This window comes from Candidatus Omnitrophota bacterium, from assembly GCA_023819145.1.
Taxonomy (GTDB): domain Bacteria; phylum Omnitrophota; class Gorgyraeia; order DTHP01; family DTHP01; genus JBFWKV01.
This window is the reverse complement of record JAMWCW010000002.1, coordinates 153,275-168,427: the sequence shown is the minus strand read 5'-3', so window position 1 is coordinate 168,427 and position 15,153 is coordinate 153,275. Positions and strand designations below refer to the sequence as shown.

At 37.0% G+C, this 15,153-nt stretch carries 16 protein-coding genes; all 16 read left to right on the top strand.

Features of this window, described 5'->3' with window-relative positions:
* Positions 1 to 45: 45 nt before the first annotated feature.
* The 16 genes from NC818_01780 (at position 46) to NC818_01705 (ending at position 15,071) form a co-directional block, all read left to right on the top strand.
* Positions 46 to 1,014: a DNA-directed RNA polymerase subunit alpha gene (locus NC818_01780; protein MCM8783499.1), complete on the top strand. Its 969-nt coding sequence runs from the start codon at positions 46 to 48 to the stop codon at positions 1,012 to 1,014.
* A complete protein-coding gene (gene rplQ, locus NC818_01775; GenBank protein MCM8783498.1) occupies positions 1,011 to 1,652 on the top strand; it encodes a 50S ribosomal protein L17 in 642 nt (213 codons plus the stop codon). The genes NC818_01780 and rplQ overlap by 4 nt, the downstream gene beginning before the upstream one ends.
* A gap of 28 nt (positions 1,653 to 1,680) precedes the next feature.
* Positions 1,681 to 2,934, top strand: coding sequence for a 3-isopropylmalate dehydratase large subunit (locus tag NC818_01770; protein ID MCM8783497.1), 1,254 nt, complete (start codon positions 1,681 to 1,683; stop codon positions 2,932 to 2,934).
* A 4-nt stretch (positions 2,935 to 2,938) separates the two neighbouring features.
* On the top strand, positions 2,939 to 3,421 hold the full coding sequence (locus NC818_01765; protein ID MCM8783496.1) for a 3-isopropylmalate dehydratase small subunit: 483 nt from the start codon (positions 2,939 to 2,941) through the stop codon (positions 3,419 to 3,421).
* Positions 3,422 to 3,516: 95 nt separating this feature from the next.
* A complete protein-coding gene (locus NC818_01760; protein ID MCM8783495.1) occupies positions 3,517 to 4,605 on the top strand; it encodes an isocitrate/isopropylmalate dehydrogenase family protein in 1,089 nt (362 codons plus the stop codon).
* A 75-nt stretch (positions 4,606 to 4,680) separates the two neighbouring features.
* The gene (locus NC818_01755; GenBank protein MCM8783494.1) at positions 4,681 to 5,610 is read left to right on the top strand and encodes a malate dehydrogenase; all 930 of its coding nucleotides are present in this window, start codon (positions 4,681 to 4,683) and stop codon (positions 5,608 to 5,610) included.
* A gap of 18 nt (positions 5,611 to 5,628) precedes the next feature.
* Positions 5,629 to 7,002, top strand: coding sequence for a dihydrolipoyl dehydrogenase (gene lpdA, locus NC818_01750; protein MCM8783493.1), 1,374 nt, complete (start codon positions 5,629 to 5,631; stop codon positions 7,000 to 7,002).
* Complete coding sequence (gene lipB, locus NC818_01745) at positions 6,999 to 7,703, top strand: lipoyl(octanoyl) transferase LipB (GenBank protein MCM8783492.1); 705 nt, start codon at positions 6,999 to 7,001, stop codon at positions 7,701 to 7,703. The genes lpdA and lipB overlap by 4 nt, the downstream gene beginning before the upstream one ends.
* The gene (gene lipA, locus NC818_01740) at positions 7,642 to 8,514 is read left to right on the top strand and encodes a lipoyl synthase (GenBank protein MCM8783491.1); all 873 of its coding nucleotides are present in this window, start codon (positions 7,642 to 7,644) and stop codon (positions 8,512 to 8,514) included. The genes lipB and lipA overlap by 62 nt, the downstream gene beginning before the upstream one ends.
* 31 nt (positions 8,515 to 8,545) lie before the next feature.
* Entirely contained in the window at positions 8,546 to 8,776 is a 231-nt protein-coding gene (locus NC818_01735; protein ID MCM8783490.1) for a hypothetical protein, read from the top strand.
* A gap of 2 nt (positions 8,777 to 8,778) precedes the next feature.
* Entirely contained in the window at positions 8,779 to 9,903 is a 1,125-nt protein-coding gene (locus NC818_01730; GenBank protein ID MCM8783489.1) for a glycosyltransferase, read from the top strand.
* Between the two features lie 2 nt (positions 9,904 to 9,905).
* Positions 9,906 to 10,784, top strand: a complete 879-nt coding sequence (locus NC818_01725) for a lysophospholipid acyltransferase family protein (GenBank protein MCM8783488.1) — start codon at positions 9,906 to 9,908, stop codon at positions 10,782 to 10,784.
* Positions 10,777 to 11,802 carry an NAD(P)-dependent glycerol-3-phosphate dehydrogenase gene (locus NC818_01720; GenBank protein MCM8783487.1) on the top strand — a complete coding sequence of 342 codons (1,026 nt, stop codon included), beginning with the start codon at positions 10,777 to 10,779 and terminating at the stop codon, positions 11,800 to 11,802. Before NC818_01725 ends, NC818_01720 begins: the two co-directional genes overlap by 8 nt.
* A 384-nt stretch (positions 11,803 to 12,186) precedes the next feature.
* On the top strand, positions 12,187 to 12,951 hold the full coding sequence (locus tag NC818_01715) for an IS3 family transposase (GenBank protein ID MCM8783486.1): 765 nt from the start codon (positions 12,187 to 12,189) through the stop codon (positions 12,949 to 12,951).
* A gap of 154 nt (positions 12,952 to 13,105) precedes the next feature.
* Positions 13,106 to 13,705, top strand: coding sequence for a TlpA family protein disulfide reductase (locus NC818_01710; protein ID MCM8783485.1), 600 nt, complete (start codon positions 13,106 to 13,108; stop codon positions 13,703 to 13,705).
* A 202-nt stretch (positions 13,706 to 13,907) separates the two neighbouring features.
* Positions 13,908 to 15,071 (top strand): PKD domain-containing protein, encoded by a 1,164-nt coding sequence (locus NC818_01705; GenBank protein MCM8783484.1) that lies wholly within the window; start codon positions 13,908 to 13,910, stop codon positions 15,069 to 15,071.
* Positions 15,072 to 15,153: the final 82 nt, after the last annotated feature.

Genomic DNA, 15,153 nt, shown 5'->3' with positions numbered 1-15,153 from the left:
TTGAAGGAGGGTAGAAATATGGGGATTAAATGGCGTGATTTTGAGATGCCCAAGAAACTGGTATTTGATGAGAAAACATATACCGATTTCTATGGAAAATTTATTGCTGAACCTTTTGAGAAGGGTTATGGAGTGACTATTGGTAATTCTTTACGTAGAGTTTTACTTTCCTCCATCGAAGGAGCAGCGGTTACCAATGTCAAGATAGAGGGAGTATTGCATGAGTTTTCTACCATTCCCGGTGTTTTGGAAGATGTTCCCCAAATTCTTCTTAATATAAAGAATTTGGTAGTCAAAACAAATACTCGAACCCCCCACACCATTACTCTAAAGCGGGAAAAGAAAGGTGAAGTCACTGCTAAAGATATTGTTACTGATGAAACAGCAGAAATTATTAATCGCGATTTATATATCGCCACCCTAACCAAGGATACTAAATTTTTTGTAGAGATGGAAGTATCAAGGGGTAGAGGATATGTTCCTGCGGAGAGAAATAAAAAAGAAGAACAGCCCATTGGGATAATACCTATTGATGCCATATTTAGCCCGGTGAGAAAAGTGAATTTTGAAGTAGAGAATACACGCGTGGGGCAGATGACGGATTATGACAAATTGATTCTGGAGATATGGACTAATGGTTCTATGACTCCAAAAGATGCTCTGCTTTATGCAGCTAATATTCTTCAGAGACATTTGGATATATTTGTCAATTTCGGAGAATTGCCTGAAGAAGAAATTCATGAGGAAGAAGAGGCAGAGACGGAATTGTCAGATAAGCTTAATACGCCCATAAGCGAGCTTGAACTTTCGGTAAGGAGTGAGAATTGTCTTAAGGAAGCAAATATTAAGACGATAGGCGATTTGGTGAAGTGCACAGAACAAGACCTGTTAAGGTATCGTAACTTTGGAAAGAAATCTTTAGCGGAGATTCAGGGTATACTTAAAGGGATGGGACTTTCCCTGGGAATGGGTGGGGACAAGAATAAGAAATCTTCTAAGAAAGAGGAGAAATGAGACACAGAAAAAAACATCGTCGTCTTTCTCGTTTTGGCAGTAGTAGGAAGGCTTTATTACGGAGTATGGCGAGGGCTTTTTTCAGTTGTGAAAAGATAACTACTACTTTAACCAAGGCTAAAGAAAGCCGGCGTATTTTTGATGAACTTATAAAGTTGGGTAAGAAGAATGATTTTAACAGCAAACGCTCTGCCTTCAGAATCTTACAGGATAGAGATTTGGTAGATAAGTTGTTTAAAGACATTGCTCCTCGTTTCAAAGACGTCGATTCTGGATTTACACGCATTGTTCACTATAAAAACAGAAGAGGAGACGGTGCTCCCTTAGCGATTATTGAATTAACCATCCAAAAACCAAAAGAGAAAAAGAAGATGCCTCCTAAGAAAAAGAAGAAAGCCACAGCCGATTTAAAGAGAGAAAAAGAGGAGAGATTAGAAAAAGAAATTTCTCCTCAAGAGGCAGAAAAAGATAAGGAAGTATTACCTAAGAAAGAAGTTAAACCAATTCAGAAAGAAAAAGAGATAAAAGAGATTAAAAAAGAAGAACCTGCCCCAGCTCTTCGAGAAGAGAAACCCAAGAGTTTCTTGGAAGGAATTCGAAGTCTGTTTAAAAGAAAAAAAGATAAAAAAGAGCTTTAAACTCTATAAATTTTTCTTTGAAATTTAAATGGGTCAAACAATAAGCGAGAAGATATTTTCACGCCATAGTAGAAAAAATGTTAAATCCGGCGATATTGTTATAGCAGATGTTGATTTTTCTTTTAGCCAGGATGGAACATCTCTTCTTGTTATAGAGAAGTTCAATTCATTAGGAAAAGAATCTCCTGCCAAGAATAGGGCTTTTGCGATGGTCATAGACCATAGTTCTCCCAGCCCGAATCAGAAGATTTCTGAAATTCATAATGTAATGCGTAATTTTTGTGACGGAAAAAGAATACGGCTTTATAATATCGGCGAAGGGATTTGCCATCAGGTTATACCCGAAAGTGGTTTTGTCATGCCAGGTGGTTTAGTTTGTGGAGCGGATTCTCACACCTGTACCTATGGAGCATTGAATGCCTTTGCCTCTGGAATGGGATCCACTGACATCGCCATAATTTTAGCGTATGGAAAGAACTGGTTCCTAGTGCCTGAGTCCATAAAATTCATTGTTGAGGGCAACCTTTCTTTTGGTTGCTTTGCTAAGGATGTTATTTTATATATTATTGGTAAGGTTAAAGCAGATTATGCTAACTATAGGGCAGTGGAGTATACGGGTAATGTAATAAGCGGGTTAAGCATGGATGGCCGTTTTACCATTGCCAATATGTCCGTGGAGATAGGGGCAAAGGCAGGGATTATGCTTTTTGACAAAAAGACAGAAAATTGGCTTAAAGATAAAACCAAGAAGAAATTGAATCCTGTTTTACCCGATAAAGATGCAAAATACCTCGAAGTGAAAGAATTTGATATTTCTAAAATTGAGCCACAGGTTGCTTGTCCTCATAGCGTAGATAATGTCAAGCCTATTTCAGTAGTAAAAGGTACAGTTATTAATCAAGCTTTTTTAGGTACCTGCACCAATGGTAGATTAGAAGATTTAGAAATTTCTGCAAAAATTTTAAGAAACAAGAAAATTCATCCCGAAGTTAGATTTATTGTAGCTCCTGCCTCGAAGAGAGTATTCCTAGAAGCATTGAATAAAGGGATAATAGAAGTGTTTATTAAAGCAGGGGCAGTAGTTATTTCTCCGGGTTGCGGTCCTTGTGTGGGTACCCATGCAGGAGTTCCTGCAGATAATGAAGTGATTATCTCCACCGCCAATAGGAATTTTAAAGGAAGGATGGGAAATCCCAATGCAGAGATATACTTGGCTTCTCCGGCAACGGTTACTGCTTCTGCAATAGAAGGGAAAATCACCGATCCAAGAAAGTATCTTTAATAATATGCAGGGAAAAGCACATAAATTTGGCAATGATATAAACACTGATTATATCATCTCAGGAAGGTATAAATTTTCTATTACCGACCCAAAGGAATTGGCAAAACATATATTTGAGGATATTTCCCCCGGTTTTTTTCAGAAGATTAAAGATGGAGATTTTGTTGTTGCAGGGAGGAATTTTGGTTGTGGTTCTTCTCGGGAACAGGCTCCTTTAGCCATAAAGGTAAGTGGTGTTAAGGCGGTGCTTGCCAAGAGTTTTGCACGGATTTTTTACCGCAATGCCATAAATTTAGGGCTTATGCTTATTGAAGCGGATACCTCAAGAATAGATGATAGCGATGAATTAGAAATAGATTTAGAGAGTAATAAAATAAGGAATATTACTAAAGATATAGTGATAGATATAAAACCTTTGCCCTCTTTGATGCAGGAGATTCTTAGAGCAGGGGGAGCGATAGAATATTTTAAAAAACACAAAATATAATAGATAAAATTCGAAAGCCAAATATTGAAATTCTAAATTTATTTAATTAGAATTTGTTCCAAAGTTAGGAGGCGGCACTTTTATTTTTTTTAAATATGTCCTACAAGGTTACTTTAATTCCGGGAGATGGCATAGGTCCAGAAGTAATTTCTGCGGCGAAGATGTGTATTTCTGCCACCGGAGTTAAAATTGATTGGGAGGAACACGTTGCAGGAGAAAAAGCGATAGCGAAGTATGGCACCCCGCTTCCAAAAGCAGTTTTAGAATCTGTACGCAAGAACAAAGTTGCTCTAAAAGGTCCTATCACTACACCTGTAGGTAGTGGTTTTCGGTCGGTAAATGTTGTTTTGAGACAAGAACTCAACCTATTTGCCTGTATAAGACCTTGCAAATCATATCCAGGAGTAAGAACGTATTATAAGGATTTAGGGATTGATTTAGTGATAATTCGGGAAAATAGCGAAGACTTATATGCCGGTATAGAACTTAAAGAAGGGGATGAAGAAACCATAAAATTGATTGAAGAGATAGAAAAATTTACAAAGAAAAGAATAAGATTTGATTCCGGGATAAGCATAAAACCTATTTCCCGTTTTGCCTCTAGACGTATTGTGCGTTTTGCTTTTGAATATGCTCTACAGAATAAACGCAGAAAAGTTACCTGTGTACATAAAGCAAATATTATGAAATTTACTGACGGTCTTTTCTTAAAAACAGCAGAAGAATTGTCCCAAGAATATAAAGGAAAGGTTGATTTTGATTCTGTCATTGTGGATAATCTTGCCATGCAGCTTGTTCAAAGACCGGAAAATTTTGATATTCTGGTTTTACCTAATCTTTATGGAGATATTATCTCTGACTTATGTGCAGGGCTTGTGGGTGGTTTAGGGTTGGCTCCGGGAGCCAATATCGGAGAGGGTATTGCTCTTTTTGAACCCGTTCATGGTAGTGCTCCTAAATACACTGGTCAGAATAAGATAAATCCTAGTGCGACTATCCTTTCGGGAGTATTAATGCTTAGGTACTTAGGAGAAATGGAAGCTGCGTCAAAATTGGAACAGGCAGTAGCCAAAGTTATTAAGGAAGGAAAGTTTGTAACCTATGACTTAAAACCTCAGCGGAATGACCCTACTGCTGTAGGTACACTGCAGATGGCGGAAGCAATTTGCCGAGCTATCAAATAATTCATCCAATTTCCTTGACCATCCCGATTCCTTTATGTTAAAATTCCTCTATTAGAAATAATTTAATAATTTACGATGGAAAAGACAAAAATTTCAATTATCGGCGCAGGTAATGTAGGGGCACAAACCGCAATGCGTATTTTGGAACTTGATTTAGCAGATGTTGTTTTATTAGATATCCAAGAAGATTTAGCGAAAGCAAAGGCTTTTGATTTAACGGATGCAGGTGCGATTATGGGCTATAGAGCAAAAGTTACTGCAACGGGAGATTACGCAAACATAAAAGATTCAGATATTGTGATAATTACCGCAGGGTTTACGCGCAAACCAGGGATGGCCCGAGAGGAACTTCTGGAAAAGAATGCCCAGGTAATTAAGGAAGCAGTATCCGGAATAAAAGAGTATGCAAAAAATTCTATCATCATCGTCGTAACCAATCCCCTTGACATTCTTACGCATCTTACTCTAAAATTAAGCGGTTTTTCCTCAACACGGGTAATGGGAATGGCAGGGGTATTAGATTCTGCACGGTTTTCTGTCCAATTAGCAGATTTTATAAAGACTCCACCTCGAGATATAAAAAGTGTAGTTTTAGGTAGCCATTCAGATAAAATGCTTCTTCTTTCGCGTTTCTGTAGGTATAAGAAGAAGGGGATAATTAATATCTTAAGAACTGAAGATTTAAAAACTGCAGAAGAAAGAACAAGAAGACGCGGTTCGGAGATTGTAGGATTACTTAAAGGAGGCAGTGCTTTTTTTGCTCCTTCTGCTGGAGTTATGAGGATGGTTGAAGCAATTGTCAAAGATAAAAAAGAGATTATGCCTGTTTGTTGTTATTTGGACGGTTATTATGGTTTAAAGGATGTTACCTTAGGCAATTTAGCAAGGATTGGGAGGAAGGGAATTGAGGAAATAATTGAATTGGATTTAACTTTTGAAGAAAAAAAATTACTTCAAGAACAGGCAGAAGAAATTCGCTTTTCTATACAAAAATTATCAATTTAGTAGTTTAACAACTTAGTTATGCAGGGATACGATGTTGTTGTTATTGGGTCAGGACCAGGGGGATATGTAGCGGGTTTGCGTTCAGCGCAGAAGGGTTTTAAAACCGCAGTTATTGAGCAAGATAAGGTAGGAGGAGTTTGCCTTAATCTTGGTTGCATCCCCACGAAAACCCTTTTGGAATCCGCCCGTCAGATTGACTCTCTTCGCAAAGCAGATGAATTTGGGATAAAGGTCAATCAATTTGAAGTAGAAAACGCAAAAATATGGGAGCGTAAAGAACGTGTAGTTGACAATTTGCGTAAAGGCATAGAGTATCTTTTTAAATTAAAAGGAGTAGATTTGATTAAAGGAAGAGCAAGACTGGTTAACGAGGAAACGATAGCGATAGAAGAGTGTTCGGAGGAGGTAAAAGCAAAAAACATTATTCTTGCCACGGGCTCTTTGCCTCTCGAGTTACCCCATTTAAAATTTGACCATAAAACAATTCTTTCAAGTGATGATATTTTGGAGAAAGGTAGTTTGTTTTCTTCTCTTATTATCGTGGGGGGAGGAGCCATAGGTTGTGAATTTGGTTCTTTATTTAATTCTCTGGGAGTAAAGGTTACAATAGTGGAATTATTAGAGAATATTCTTCCTCATGAAGATTGGGAAATATCTCATGCTTTAGAATTAAGTTTTAAGAAAAGAGGGATCAATATTTTTACTGGACGGAAAATAGAGGAAGTTAATTTCGGAAAGGAAGAGGTTAAAGTATCTCTTTCTGATGGCAAAAGTATTGAGGCGGAAAAAATACTCGTAGCTGTGGGAAGGATTCCAAACTCTCGCAATCTGGGGCTTGAAGAATTAGGAGTTTATTTAAGGAAAGGATGGATTGTTACAGATGATTATTTAAGAACAAGTGTCCCAAACATCTTTGCTGTTGGTGATGTAATTGGCGAGGTTCTGCTGGCTCATGTAGCTATGTTTCAGGGAGAAAGGGTTGTTGAGAATATTGAAGGTAAAAACATAAAGATTGATTATAAAATAGCACCAAACTGTATTTATACTTTTCCCGAGATTGCTAGCGTAGGGATTAAAGAAAGTGATTTAAAGAAGATGAATTTTGATTACAGCGTTGGAAAGTTTCCTTTTCGTGCATTAGGAAAGTCCCATGCTAGTGGAGAAACGGAGGGTTTTTTGAAATTAGTAGTTGATAAAAAAGAAAATATTATTTTGGGTGCTCAGGCTATTGGCCCTGATGTTACAAATATTATTTCTGAATTGGTACTTGCGATTAAGAACAGGATTAAAATTAAAGACATTTTAGAAACCATTCATCCCCATCCCACTTTTTCTGAAATAGTCCCCGAGACAATTCTTGCTTCTTTGAACTTTTCTCTACATCTGGTATGAAGATAAATTTTATTGATTTGGGTCTAAGAAAATTTAATGAAGTTCAATCAATCCAGGAGGATTTCTTAAAAAAAAGAAAAGATAGTTTGTGTGGAGATGTTGTTTTATTCAGCCAATTTTATCCGGTGATTACACTGGGCAGAAATGCTAAAGAAACCGATATTCTTGTTGCTAAGAAGACATTAGAAGAAAGGGGGATTGATATTTACACTCTTAATCGGGGTGGAGGAGTTACCTTGCATCTTCCCGGCCAATGGGTAATTTATCCTATTTGGAATTTAGAGAACTGGAAAAAAGATATTAGTTTTTATCTTAAATTTTTGCAAAATTGGGTCGTAGATTTCCTGGATTGTTTTAAACTTAAAGCAACAGTTGATAGGAAGCTACCCGGTGTTTGGATAGGAGAGAAAAAAATTAGTTTTATCGGCATTGGCATAAGTAGATGGGTTACTTTTCACGGATTAAGTATTAATATCAATCCTGATTTAAAACTCTTTGAATATATAATTCCTTGTGGAATAAAAAATCTCAAAGTTACTTCTCTAAAAGAAGAGATTAAGAATCTTTCTTCTGAAGAGGTGATGAAAAAAAACCTATTAATGGCTTTGATAAATTTGATGAGAAAGGAAAGGTTTAGTTATGAAATTTTGCCAGTATCCTCATTGGCTGGTCAAACGTTTTTACAATACGAGAGAATTTAATCAGGTTAGACTAATTTTAAGAAAGTTTAATTTAAGGACTGTTTGTGAAGAGGCACGTTGTCCAAATATGAGTGAGTGTTTCTCTAAGAAAAGATTCACTCTCCTTATTTTAGGAAATAAATGCACCAGGAATTGTCGTTTCTGTTTTGTTAAAAAAGGTAAGCCCATCTTATTTTACGAAGAAGAAGTGGACAATATTTGTCAGGCAGTCATTTGTTTAGGAATAAAACATCTTGTGCTTACCTCGGTCAGTCGTGATGACTTACCCGATAAAGGCGCAGAGCATTTTGCACGGATAATTAGGAGGATGAAATTTCTACAGCCCTCGGTTGTCGTAGAGGCATTAATTCCCGATTTTGGGAGTAAAGAGGCACTTATTGAATTGGTTGTAAAAAGTGGTTTAGATGTGCTCAATCACAATATCGAAACCGTTCCCCGTCTCTATCCCCAAATAAGACCAGATGCAAACTATCATACCTCATTGAAAGTCTTGAAAATAGCGAAAAAATTTGGTAGTTTAACTAAATCCGGTCTTATATTAGGTTTGGGGGAAAAGAAAAAGGAAGTGAAGCGAGTAATGAATGATTTATCTAAAATAGGAGTGGATATTCTTACGTTGGGACAATATCTAAGACCAGGAGAAAACAGTTTAGAAGTTAAGGAGTATATTAATCCCCAAACATTTAGTTACTATCGAGAAATTGCCGAGGGAATTGGTTTTAAATATGTTCTAGCAGGTCCTTTTGTAAGGAGTTCTTATTTGGCGGAAGAGATTTTTACAGCAATAAAGGATAAATTTAGAAGCATCTGAATATTTTTGTTTTTTAAAAAAGGAGGATAGAATGCCTGAAATAATCTTACCTGAATTGGGAGAAGGAATCACACAAGCAACTATCTCTTACTGGTATTTTGAAGAAGGAGAACATGTTGAAGAGGGGGTAGATTTAGTGGAGCTGGCTACAGAGAAGACGACTTTTAATTTGCCTACACCTTGTTCAGGAATATTAAAAAAAATTTATGCCAACGTAGGAGAAATTGTTAAAGTTGGTGATCTTTTGGCTATTATTGAATAGTGATGAATAAGAAGAGAATTCTTTTAATGTACATTACTCCCAATTCTGGGCACCACCGCGCAAGTCTTGCAATTGAGAAGGCCTTGCGTGAATTTACTTCTGATAAGGTTGAGATATTTAATATTGATGCTTTTACCTACACTAATCCCATACTTGCACGGATTATTAACCGCACATATATGTCGTTGATAAAAAACAAGCCCGAAGTTTGGGATTATCTTTACGATAACCCTAAAATTGTGAAAAACACCCAGAAATTTAGAGAGATTATTCACCGTTTTAATTCTGGGAAACTAAAAATTCTCTTGGAAGATTTCCGTCCCCATGCAGTGGTTTGTACACAGGCTTTTCCTTGTGGTATGATTGCAGATTATAAAAAAACCTATGGTTTTAATACCTCTCTGATTGGGGTTTTGACGGATTACGTTGCTCATTCCTATTGGTTGTATGATTCAGTAGATTTCTATGTTGTTCCTTCAGAAGATACTGCTCATCGTTTAAAAAGTGAAGGGGTACCTGGAGAAAGAATAAGGATATTGGGCATTCCGGTGGCTCCTGAATTTAGAAAAGAAAAAGACAAGAGTAAAATTTTTGAGAAGTTAAATCTTAATCCACAATTACCCGTTATACTTATTATGGGTGGGAGTCAAGGGTTAGGGCCCATAAATAAAATAGTAAATATAATTTCTCATCTCCCCACTCCTTTACAGATGGTAGTTATTTGTGGTAGGAACAAATTTCTTTACAAAAAACTTTCCCTAAGGAAAAGAAATGTTAAAAAACCCTTGCTTATTTTAGGCTATATAGACAATATTGACGAGCTAATGGAGATATCTACTGTCCTCATCACGAAACCAGGAGGGTTGACTACCGCAGAAGCGCTGGCAAAAGGAATTCCTATGGTTATTATCCGTCCACTTCCTGGACAGGAGGCAAAAAATACCGATTTTTTGCTTAAGGCGAATGTTGCCCTTAAGGCAAATGATGAGTTGGAAGTGGGGATACTGCTTAGAGAATTACTTACTAATCCTTTAAAATTAGAACAAATGCATCGTGAGGCTATTCGCTATGGTTATCCCGACTCTTCATTGCAAATAGCGAAATTGATTATTGAGAACGCTTTGTAGTGATGAAAAATCAATATTTTTTTTATAGACTGGCTCAAGATTTAAGTATCGGGTTGCCACGCGGTTGTGCTTATAGAATTGCTTCTTTTATTGCAGATATTTATTACATCTTTTACTGTAGAGAACGCAAAGCTTTAAGGCATAATCTAAAAATTATAGGAATTAAGGAAAAAGATATTGATGAATATAGCCGTCAAGTTTTTCGCAATTTTGCTAAGAACTTGGTAGACTTTTTTAGGTTCGGTCTAATAGACAAGCGTTTTTTAAGAGAAAAAGTGCGCATCGTCGGTTTAGAGAATATGGACAATGCTTTTAAAAGAGGTAAAGGCATTTTGGGGCTTACTGCGCATTTGGGTAATTGGGAGCTTGGCGGTATAATTATGGCGCAAAAGGGATATCCTGTAAATGCAGTTGCTTGGGAACACAATGACCCGCGTATAAATAAGATATTTATCTATCAGCGACAGAGAAAAGGGATTAGAGTTATTCCCTTAGGTATTGCTTTACGTCGCTGTTTTGAGGCACTGAAGAATAACGAAATGGTAGCGATGTTGGGAGATCGTGATTTTAGTCCCCATGGTAATAAGACGGAAATCAATTTCTTAGGTAGGCCTTTTCGGGTTCCCCGTGGTCCCGCTACCTTATCTTTAAGAACAGGAGCAGTAATTGTTCCTGGTTTTACCATTAGAGAGAAAGACAATACTTTTACCCTTTATTTAGAAAAGCCGATTCAATTTACTCCCTCAGGAGATTACGAGAAGGATATTTTGAGACTTACCCAGGATATTATGGATATTATAGAACAATATGTAAGAAGATATCCCGAGCAATGGTTTATGTTCAGGGAATTCTGGGAACAACAAAAGATTTTAAATGTTTAACCAATTAATTAGTATGCATATCGGAATTCTTGGAGACGGGGGATGGGGGACTGCTTTAGCAATCCTTCTCGCTAAAAAAGGATATTCTGTAGGTTTATGGGGTGTTTTTCCTGAATATTTAGAAATTCTTGAAAGGAAGAGAGAAAATATTAAATTTCTTCCGGGGAAAAAGATTCCTTCTTCAGTCAGAATAATCAAAGATAAGGAAAAGATTATAAACACTTCTTCAATAATTGTCGTTGCCATTCCTTCAAAATACTTACGTTCTACTTTACAAGAATTTTCTCATTTTGATTTTAGAAATAAAATCATCTTAAGCGTGGTTAAGGGAATAGAAGAAGATACTTACTTAAGGCCATCGGAGATTATTGACCGTGCTTTAGGTATGGTAAATTCGGCAGTTCTTTCCGGACCAAGCATTGCCCAAGAGGTTGCAGGGGGAATTCCTACTGCAGTAGTTATTGCCTCTTCTGATTTAGAATTGGCAAAGAAACTTCAAGAAATATTCTCTACAGAAAACTTTCGGGTATATACTTCTTCTGATGTGATTGGCGTAGAATTAGGAGGGGCGTTAAAAAATATTATTGCTCTTGCCTGTGGGATAAGCGATGGCTTAGGATTTGGAACAAATACAAAAGCTGCTCTGCTTAATCGGGGATTAGTAGAAATGATTCGTTTAGGGACTTGTTTGGGAGCAAGACCAGAGACCTTCTGGGGTTTGAGTGGTTTAGGAGATTTAATTACTACCTGTTTCAGCCCTTATAGTCGAAACCGTGGGGTAGGAGAGGAAATCGGAAAGGGAAGGAAACTAAAAGAAATCATAAAAAGAATGGAGATGGTTGCCGAAGGCATTTTGACCACACGCGCGGTTTACGAATTGGCAAAAAGAAGAAATATTGAAATGCCCATTACTGAGCAGGTATACAGAGTCATCTATGAAGACAAATCCCCCAAAAAGGCTGTTAAGGAACTTATGACCCGTGAGCTTAAAGAGGAAGTTGTAAGCCGCAATCCTTAAATCGTAATAAGTAATATACTGCTCCCCATTAAGAAATAGGTGCAAATTAGGAGAAAATTTCAGTAAAATGATTATAGCACTTAACAAAGGGGGAGCCAATGAAATACCGTAAATGGGATCCAAAAACAAAATTAAACATAGTCTTATAAGGTTTACAAAACAAGATCCCTTTAGCCCAACTTTGTAATCATTATCAGATAACACAAAGTATGTTTTATTACTGGTTAAACGAACTACAATCTAAAGGTCATAGAATCTTTGAATCCGAAAAACAGTCTAAGAAAGAACAAAGGCTAATACAAGAGGACGAAAAATTAAAAAAGATTATTGCTGAACTTACCATTGAGTTAAAAAAACCGAATTAGAATTAAAAGAGCTAAATCCATGAAGATAAAGCTAAAAAATAAAGAACTCCTTGAACAAATCCAAAATCTAAAACTTGAACATCCTTTTTGGGGTTACAGGCGCGTCTGGGCATATCTAAAATATCGCAAAGGCTTAGTTGTCAATAAAAAGCGTATCTACTGGCTGATGAAAGAGAATAATTTCTTGATTGTGCCTAACACAAAGCTCAAAGCCTTGAGAGCAAAATATCTAAATAGAAGTAAGCCTAAGGCTATAAGGCCTAACCAATTCTGGGGTATCGATATGACCAAACTCTTACTTAAGTCCTTTGGTTGGCTGTATCTTGTGATTGTCCTTGACTGGTTTACCAAGAAAATCATCGGCTATTCTCTTAAGATGCATTCTAAAACTCAAGATTGGCTTGAAGCTTTAAATAACGCAGTTAATAACCAATTTCCCCAATGGATATTGTCAAAGAGCCAGGAACTTTTCTTAATCTCGGACAATGGTTCACAACCAACCTCAGAAAAATTTATGCAAGCCTGTTCCGTCTTAGAAATTAAACAGATATTCACCTGCTATGATAATCCCAAAGGCAATGCCGGTACCGAAAGAGTTATCCGGACATTAAAAGAAGACTTAATCTGGTTAAGACAAGAACAATGGGAGACACCCTTTGATGTCGAAGAAGACCTTAAAGTCTGGATAGAGCGTTATAATACAGATTATCCACATTCTTCTTTAGGTTATAAAACATCAGTTCAATATGAGAAAGAGCAGTTGTTACTCACTACTAAAATTTAGCTTGACAAATGGGGGTCAGTACAAAAAACACTTGACATAAACATTCTTTTTTAGTATATTAAATACCAAACCTGTAATTTGCCTTACTCTTACAATTTGCGAATTGGGGTTTATTTTTATATAATCTTTCTTTCTTTCTTTCAGACTTCAGATAATGAGCCGAGAAAATTATAAATGCGGGTTGTTTTTTCTCATTTTTATTCTAGTTATTTCTTCTTCTGCTTTTACCTCAAATAGTCCTTCAGATAAAAAAGATTTTTTCCGAGATTATCAAAAAATTGAATTTAATCTTCCCCGTCGAGAAGCAGATTTGGTTTATCTAGGTTTAAAAGGGTTAAACAATAGAACCTTTAAACTTAGCGAGATAAATGCCAAGGTGGTTATCCTGGAGATAGTTACTGCCTATTGCCCTTATTGTAGTGGAAGTATTCCTGAGATAAATGGATTATGTGAACTTATTAAGCATTCTCCTTATGCTCAGCAGATTAAATTATTGGGTATAGGGATGGCAAATTCAGAAGAAGAAATTGAAGCCTTTAGGGATAAATATGCGATTTCCTTCCCGGTTTTTGCCGATGAGGATAACAAAATTTATAAGGTTATGGGGAGAATAGATTTACCTTACTGGACAGTGCTTTATCACAATCCCCAAGGAGTATGGGAAGAGATTTATGCTCAGAGCGGGAAATTGCCGGAAGCGGAAAAACTTCTAGATTTAGTCTTGGAAAAAACAGGCTTGTCCCGTAACCAATAAGGACTATTTGCTCTGAAGAAGTTAAGTAAGGATAAGCGGTTTTTAAAATTTTTTACCGAAAGTGGGGGTAGAAGAGGAACAAGAAACATATTACAGCTTGCCATATTTTTCGCTACGCACAGGGATGTAAATTTATTCAAGTAGCGAAAAGGGCTTTAAATAAAGTAATTAGTTTGATTAAAATTTAAGAAAGGAGGGATAAATGAAAATAGGTGTTGTTATTTTATGCATCTTGTTAGCATTTGCTGTCCTACCTTCTCTTGCTTTTGCAAGATGTTGGGGTGGGAAATGCGCAGAGGAGCCAGTGGTGGTTGGGGAAAAAGCCAATGTCTGTGATACCTTCACTTTTGATGCTACTGCATCCTATGACCCAGGCAAAAGGAAACTTTCCTATCTCTGGGATTTTGGTGATGGTGAAACCAGCGAAAAGCCAATAGTTACGCACACTTACAAAAAGTCAGGAACTTATCGAGTTACCCTGACGGTAAAGAATGACTCTGGGTTAGATTGCGATACCGCCATAACCACTACCACCGTGAAAGTAAATACCGCTCCTCAGGTAGTATTTACTGCTCCTGATGAGGTCTGTAAGGGAGAAAACATTGTTTTTGATGCTAGTGGAACTACCGACAATACTCCCGAAAAATTAACTTATTATTGGGATTTCGGTGATGGTACAAAAGGAGAAGGCAGAATAGTAAACAAGTCTTATGACAAAGGTGGTACATATAAGGTTCTTTTGGCAGTAGATGATAATGAAGGAACTTCCTGCAGTAAAGGAGTATTTTCTAAAATGGTTTCCGTAAATAGCGCTCCTGTAGCCAATGCAGGAGAGGATATTGCGCTTACTTTTAATGCCAGCCAGGAATACAGAGTTAATTTGGATGGCAGTAAATCCCGTGATCCTGACGGCGATACGCTTACCTACCGTTGGGATTTTGGAGACGGAGAAAGTGCTACTGGTGCAAGAGTTACGCACGTGTATAAAAAGGGAGGAACCTATACCGCACGTCTAACCGTAGATGATGGCAAAGGTTCGCGTTGTAGTTTAGATACGGATACAGTAAATATTTCCCTGAAGAAAGCGCCTTTAGCAGATGCTGGTCCAAATTTAGTTTGCTGTGTGGGTGTAGAAAATATTTTTGATGCCTCTAATTCCTATGACCCCGATGGGGATGCTTTAAGTTACTCCTGGGATTTTGGTGATGGGGATAAAGCAGAAGGCATTAAAGTAAAGCATACCTATACTAAATCAGGAACTTATACGGTTACGCTTACGGTAAAAGATAGTACAGGACTTACTTCGGTTGATTCCTTTGTGGCTACAGTAAGCAGTGGCCCAGTTCCTGATTTGAAAGTTAGGTAATAAACTAAGTTTGGGAATATTGTGTTGAAAAAAAAAGAAACCCCGTTAGGTTTTTTGGCTGACGGGGTTTCTTTTTTATAAA

Bases quoted from the DNA above. Each gene is read 5' to 3' on its own strand.
- NC818_01705 (MCM8783484.1), top strand. From the start codon at position 13,908: ATGAAAATAGGTGTTGTTATTTTATGCATCTTGTTAGCATTTGCTGTC.
- NC818_01770 (MCM8783497.1), top strand. From the start codon at position 1,681: ATGGGTCAAACAATAAGCGAGAAGATATTTTCACGCCATAGTAGAAAA.
- NC818_01725 (MCM8783488.1), top strand. From the start codon at position 9,906: ATGAAAAATCAATATTTTTTTTATAGACTGGCTCAAGATTTAAGTATC.
- lpdA (MCM8783493.1), top strand. From the start codon at position 5,629: ATGCAGGGATACGATGTTGTTGTTATTGGGTCAGGACCAGGGGGATAT.
- NC818_01710 (MCM8783485.1), top strand. From the start codon at position 13,106: ATGAGCCGAGAAAATTATAAATGCGGGTTGTTTTTTCTCATTTTTATT.
- NC818_01760 (MCM8783495.1), top strand. From the start codon at position 3,517: ATGTCCTACAAGGTTACTTTAATTCCGGGAGATGGCATAGGTCCAGAA.
- NC818_01715 (MCM8783486.1), top strand. From the start codon at position 12,187: ATGAAGATAAAGCTAAAAAATAAAGAACTCCTTGAACAAATCCAAAAT.
- NC818_01755 (MCM8783494.1), top strand. From the start codon at position 4,681: ATGGAAAAGACAAAAATTTCAATTATCGGCGCAGGTAATGTAGGGGCA.
- NC818_01735 (MCM8783490.1), top strand. From the start codon at position 8,546: ATGCCTGAAATAATCTTACCTGAATTGGGAGAAGGAATCACACAAGCA.
- NC818_01720 (MCM8783487.1), top strand. From the start codon at position 10,777: ATGTTTAACCAATTAATTAGTATGCATATCGGAATTCTTGGAGACGGG.
- NC818_01765 (MCM8783496.1), top strand. From the start codon at position 2,939: ATGCAGGGAAAAGCACATAAATTTGGCAATGATATAAACACTGATTAT.
- lipB (MCM8783492.1), top strand. From the start codon at position 6,999: ATGAAGATAAATTTTATTGATTTGGGTCTAAGAAAATTTAATGAAGTT.
- NC818_01780 (MCM8783499.1), top strand. From the start codon at position 46: ATGCCCAAGAAACTGGTATTTGATGAGAAAACATATACCGATTTCTAT.
- rplQ (MCM8783498.1), top strand. From the start codon at position 1,011: ATGAGACACAGAAAAAAACATCGTCGTCTTTCTCGTTTTGGCAGTAGT.
- lipA (MCM8783491.1), top strand. From the start codon at position 7,642: ATGAAATTTTGCCAGTATCCTCATTGGCTGGTCAAACGTTTTTACAAT.
- NC818_01730 (MCM8783489.1), top strand. From the start codon at position 8,779: ATGAATAAGAAGAGAATTCTTTTAATGTACATTACTCCCAATTCTGGG.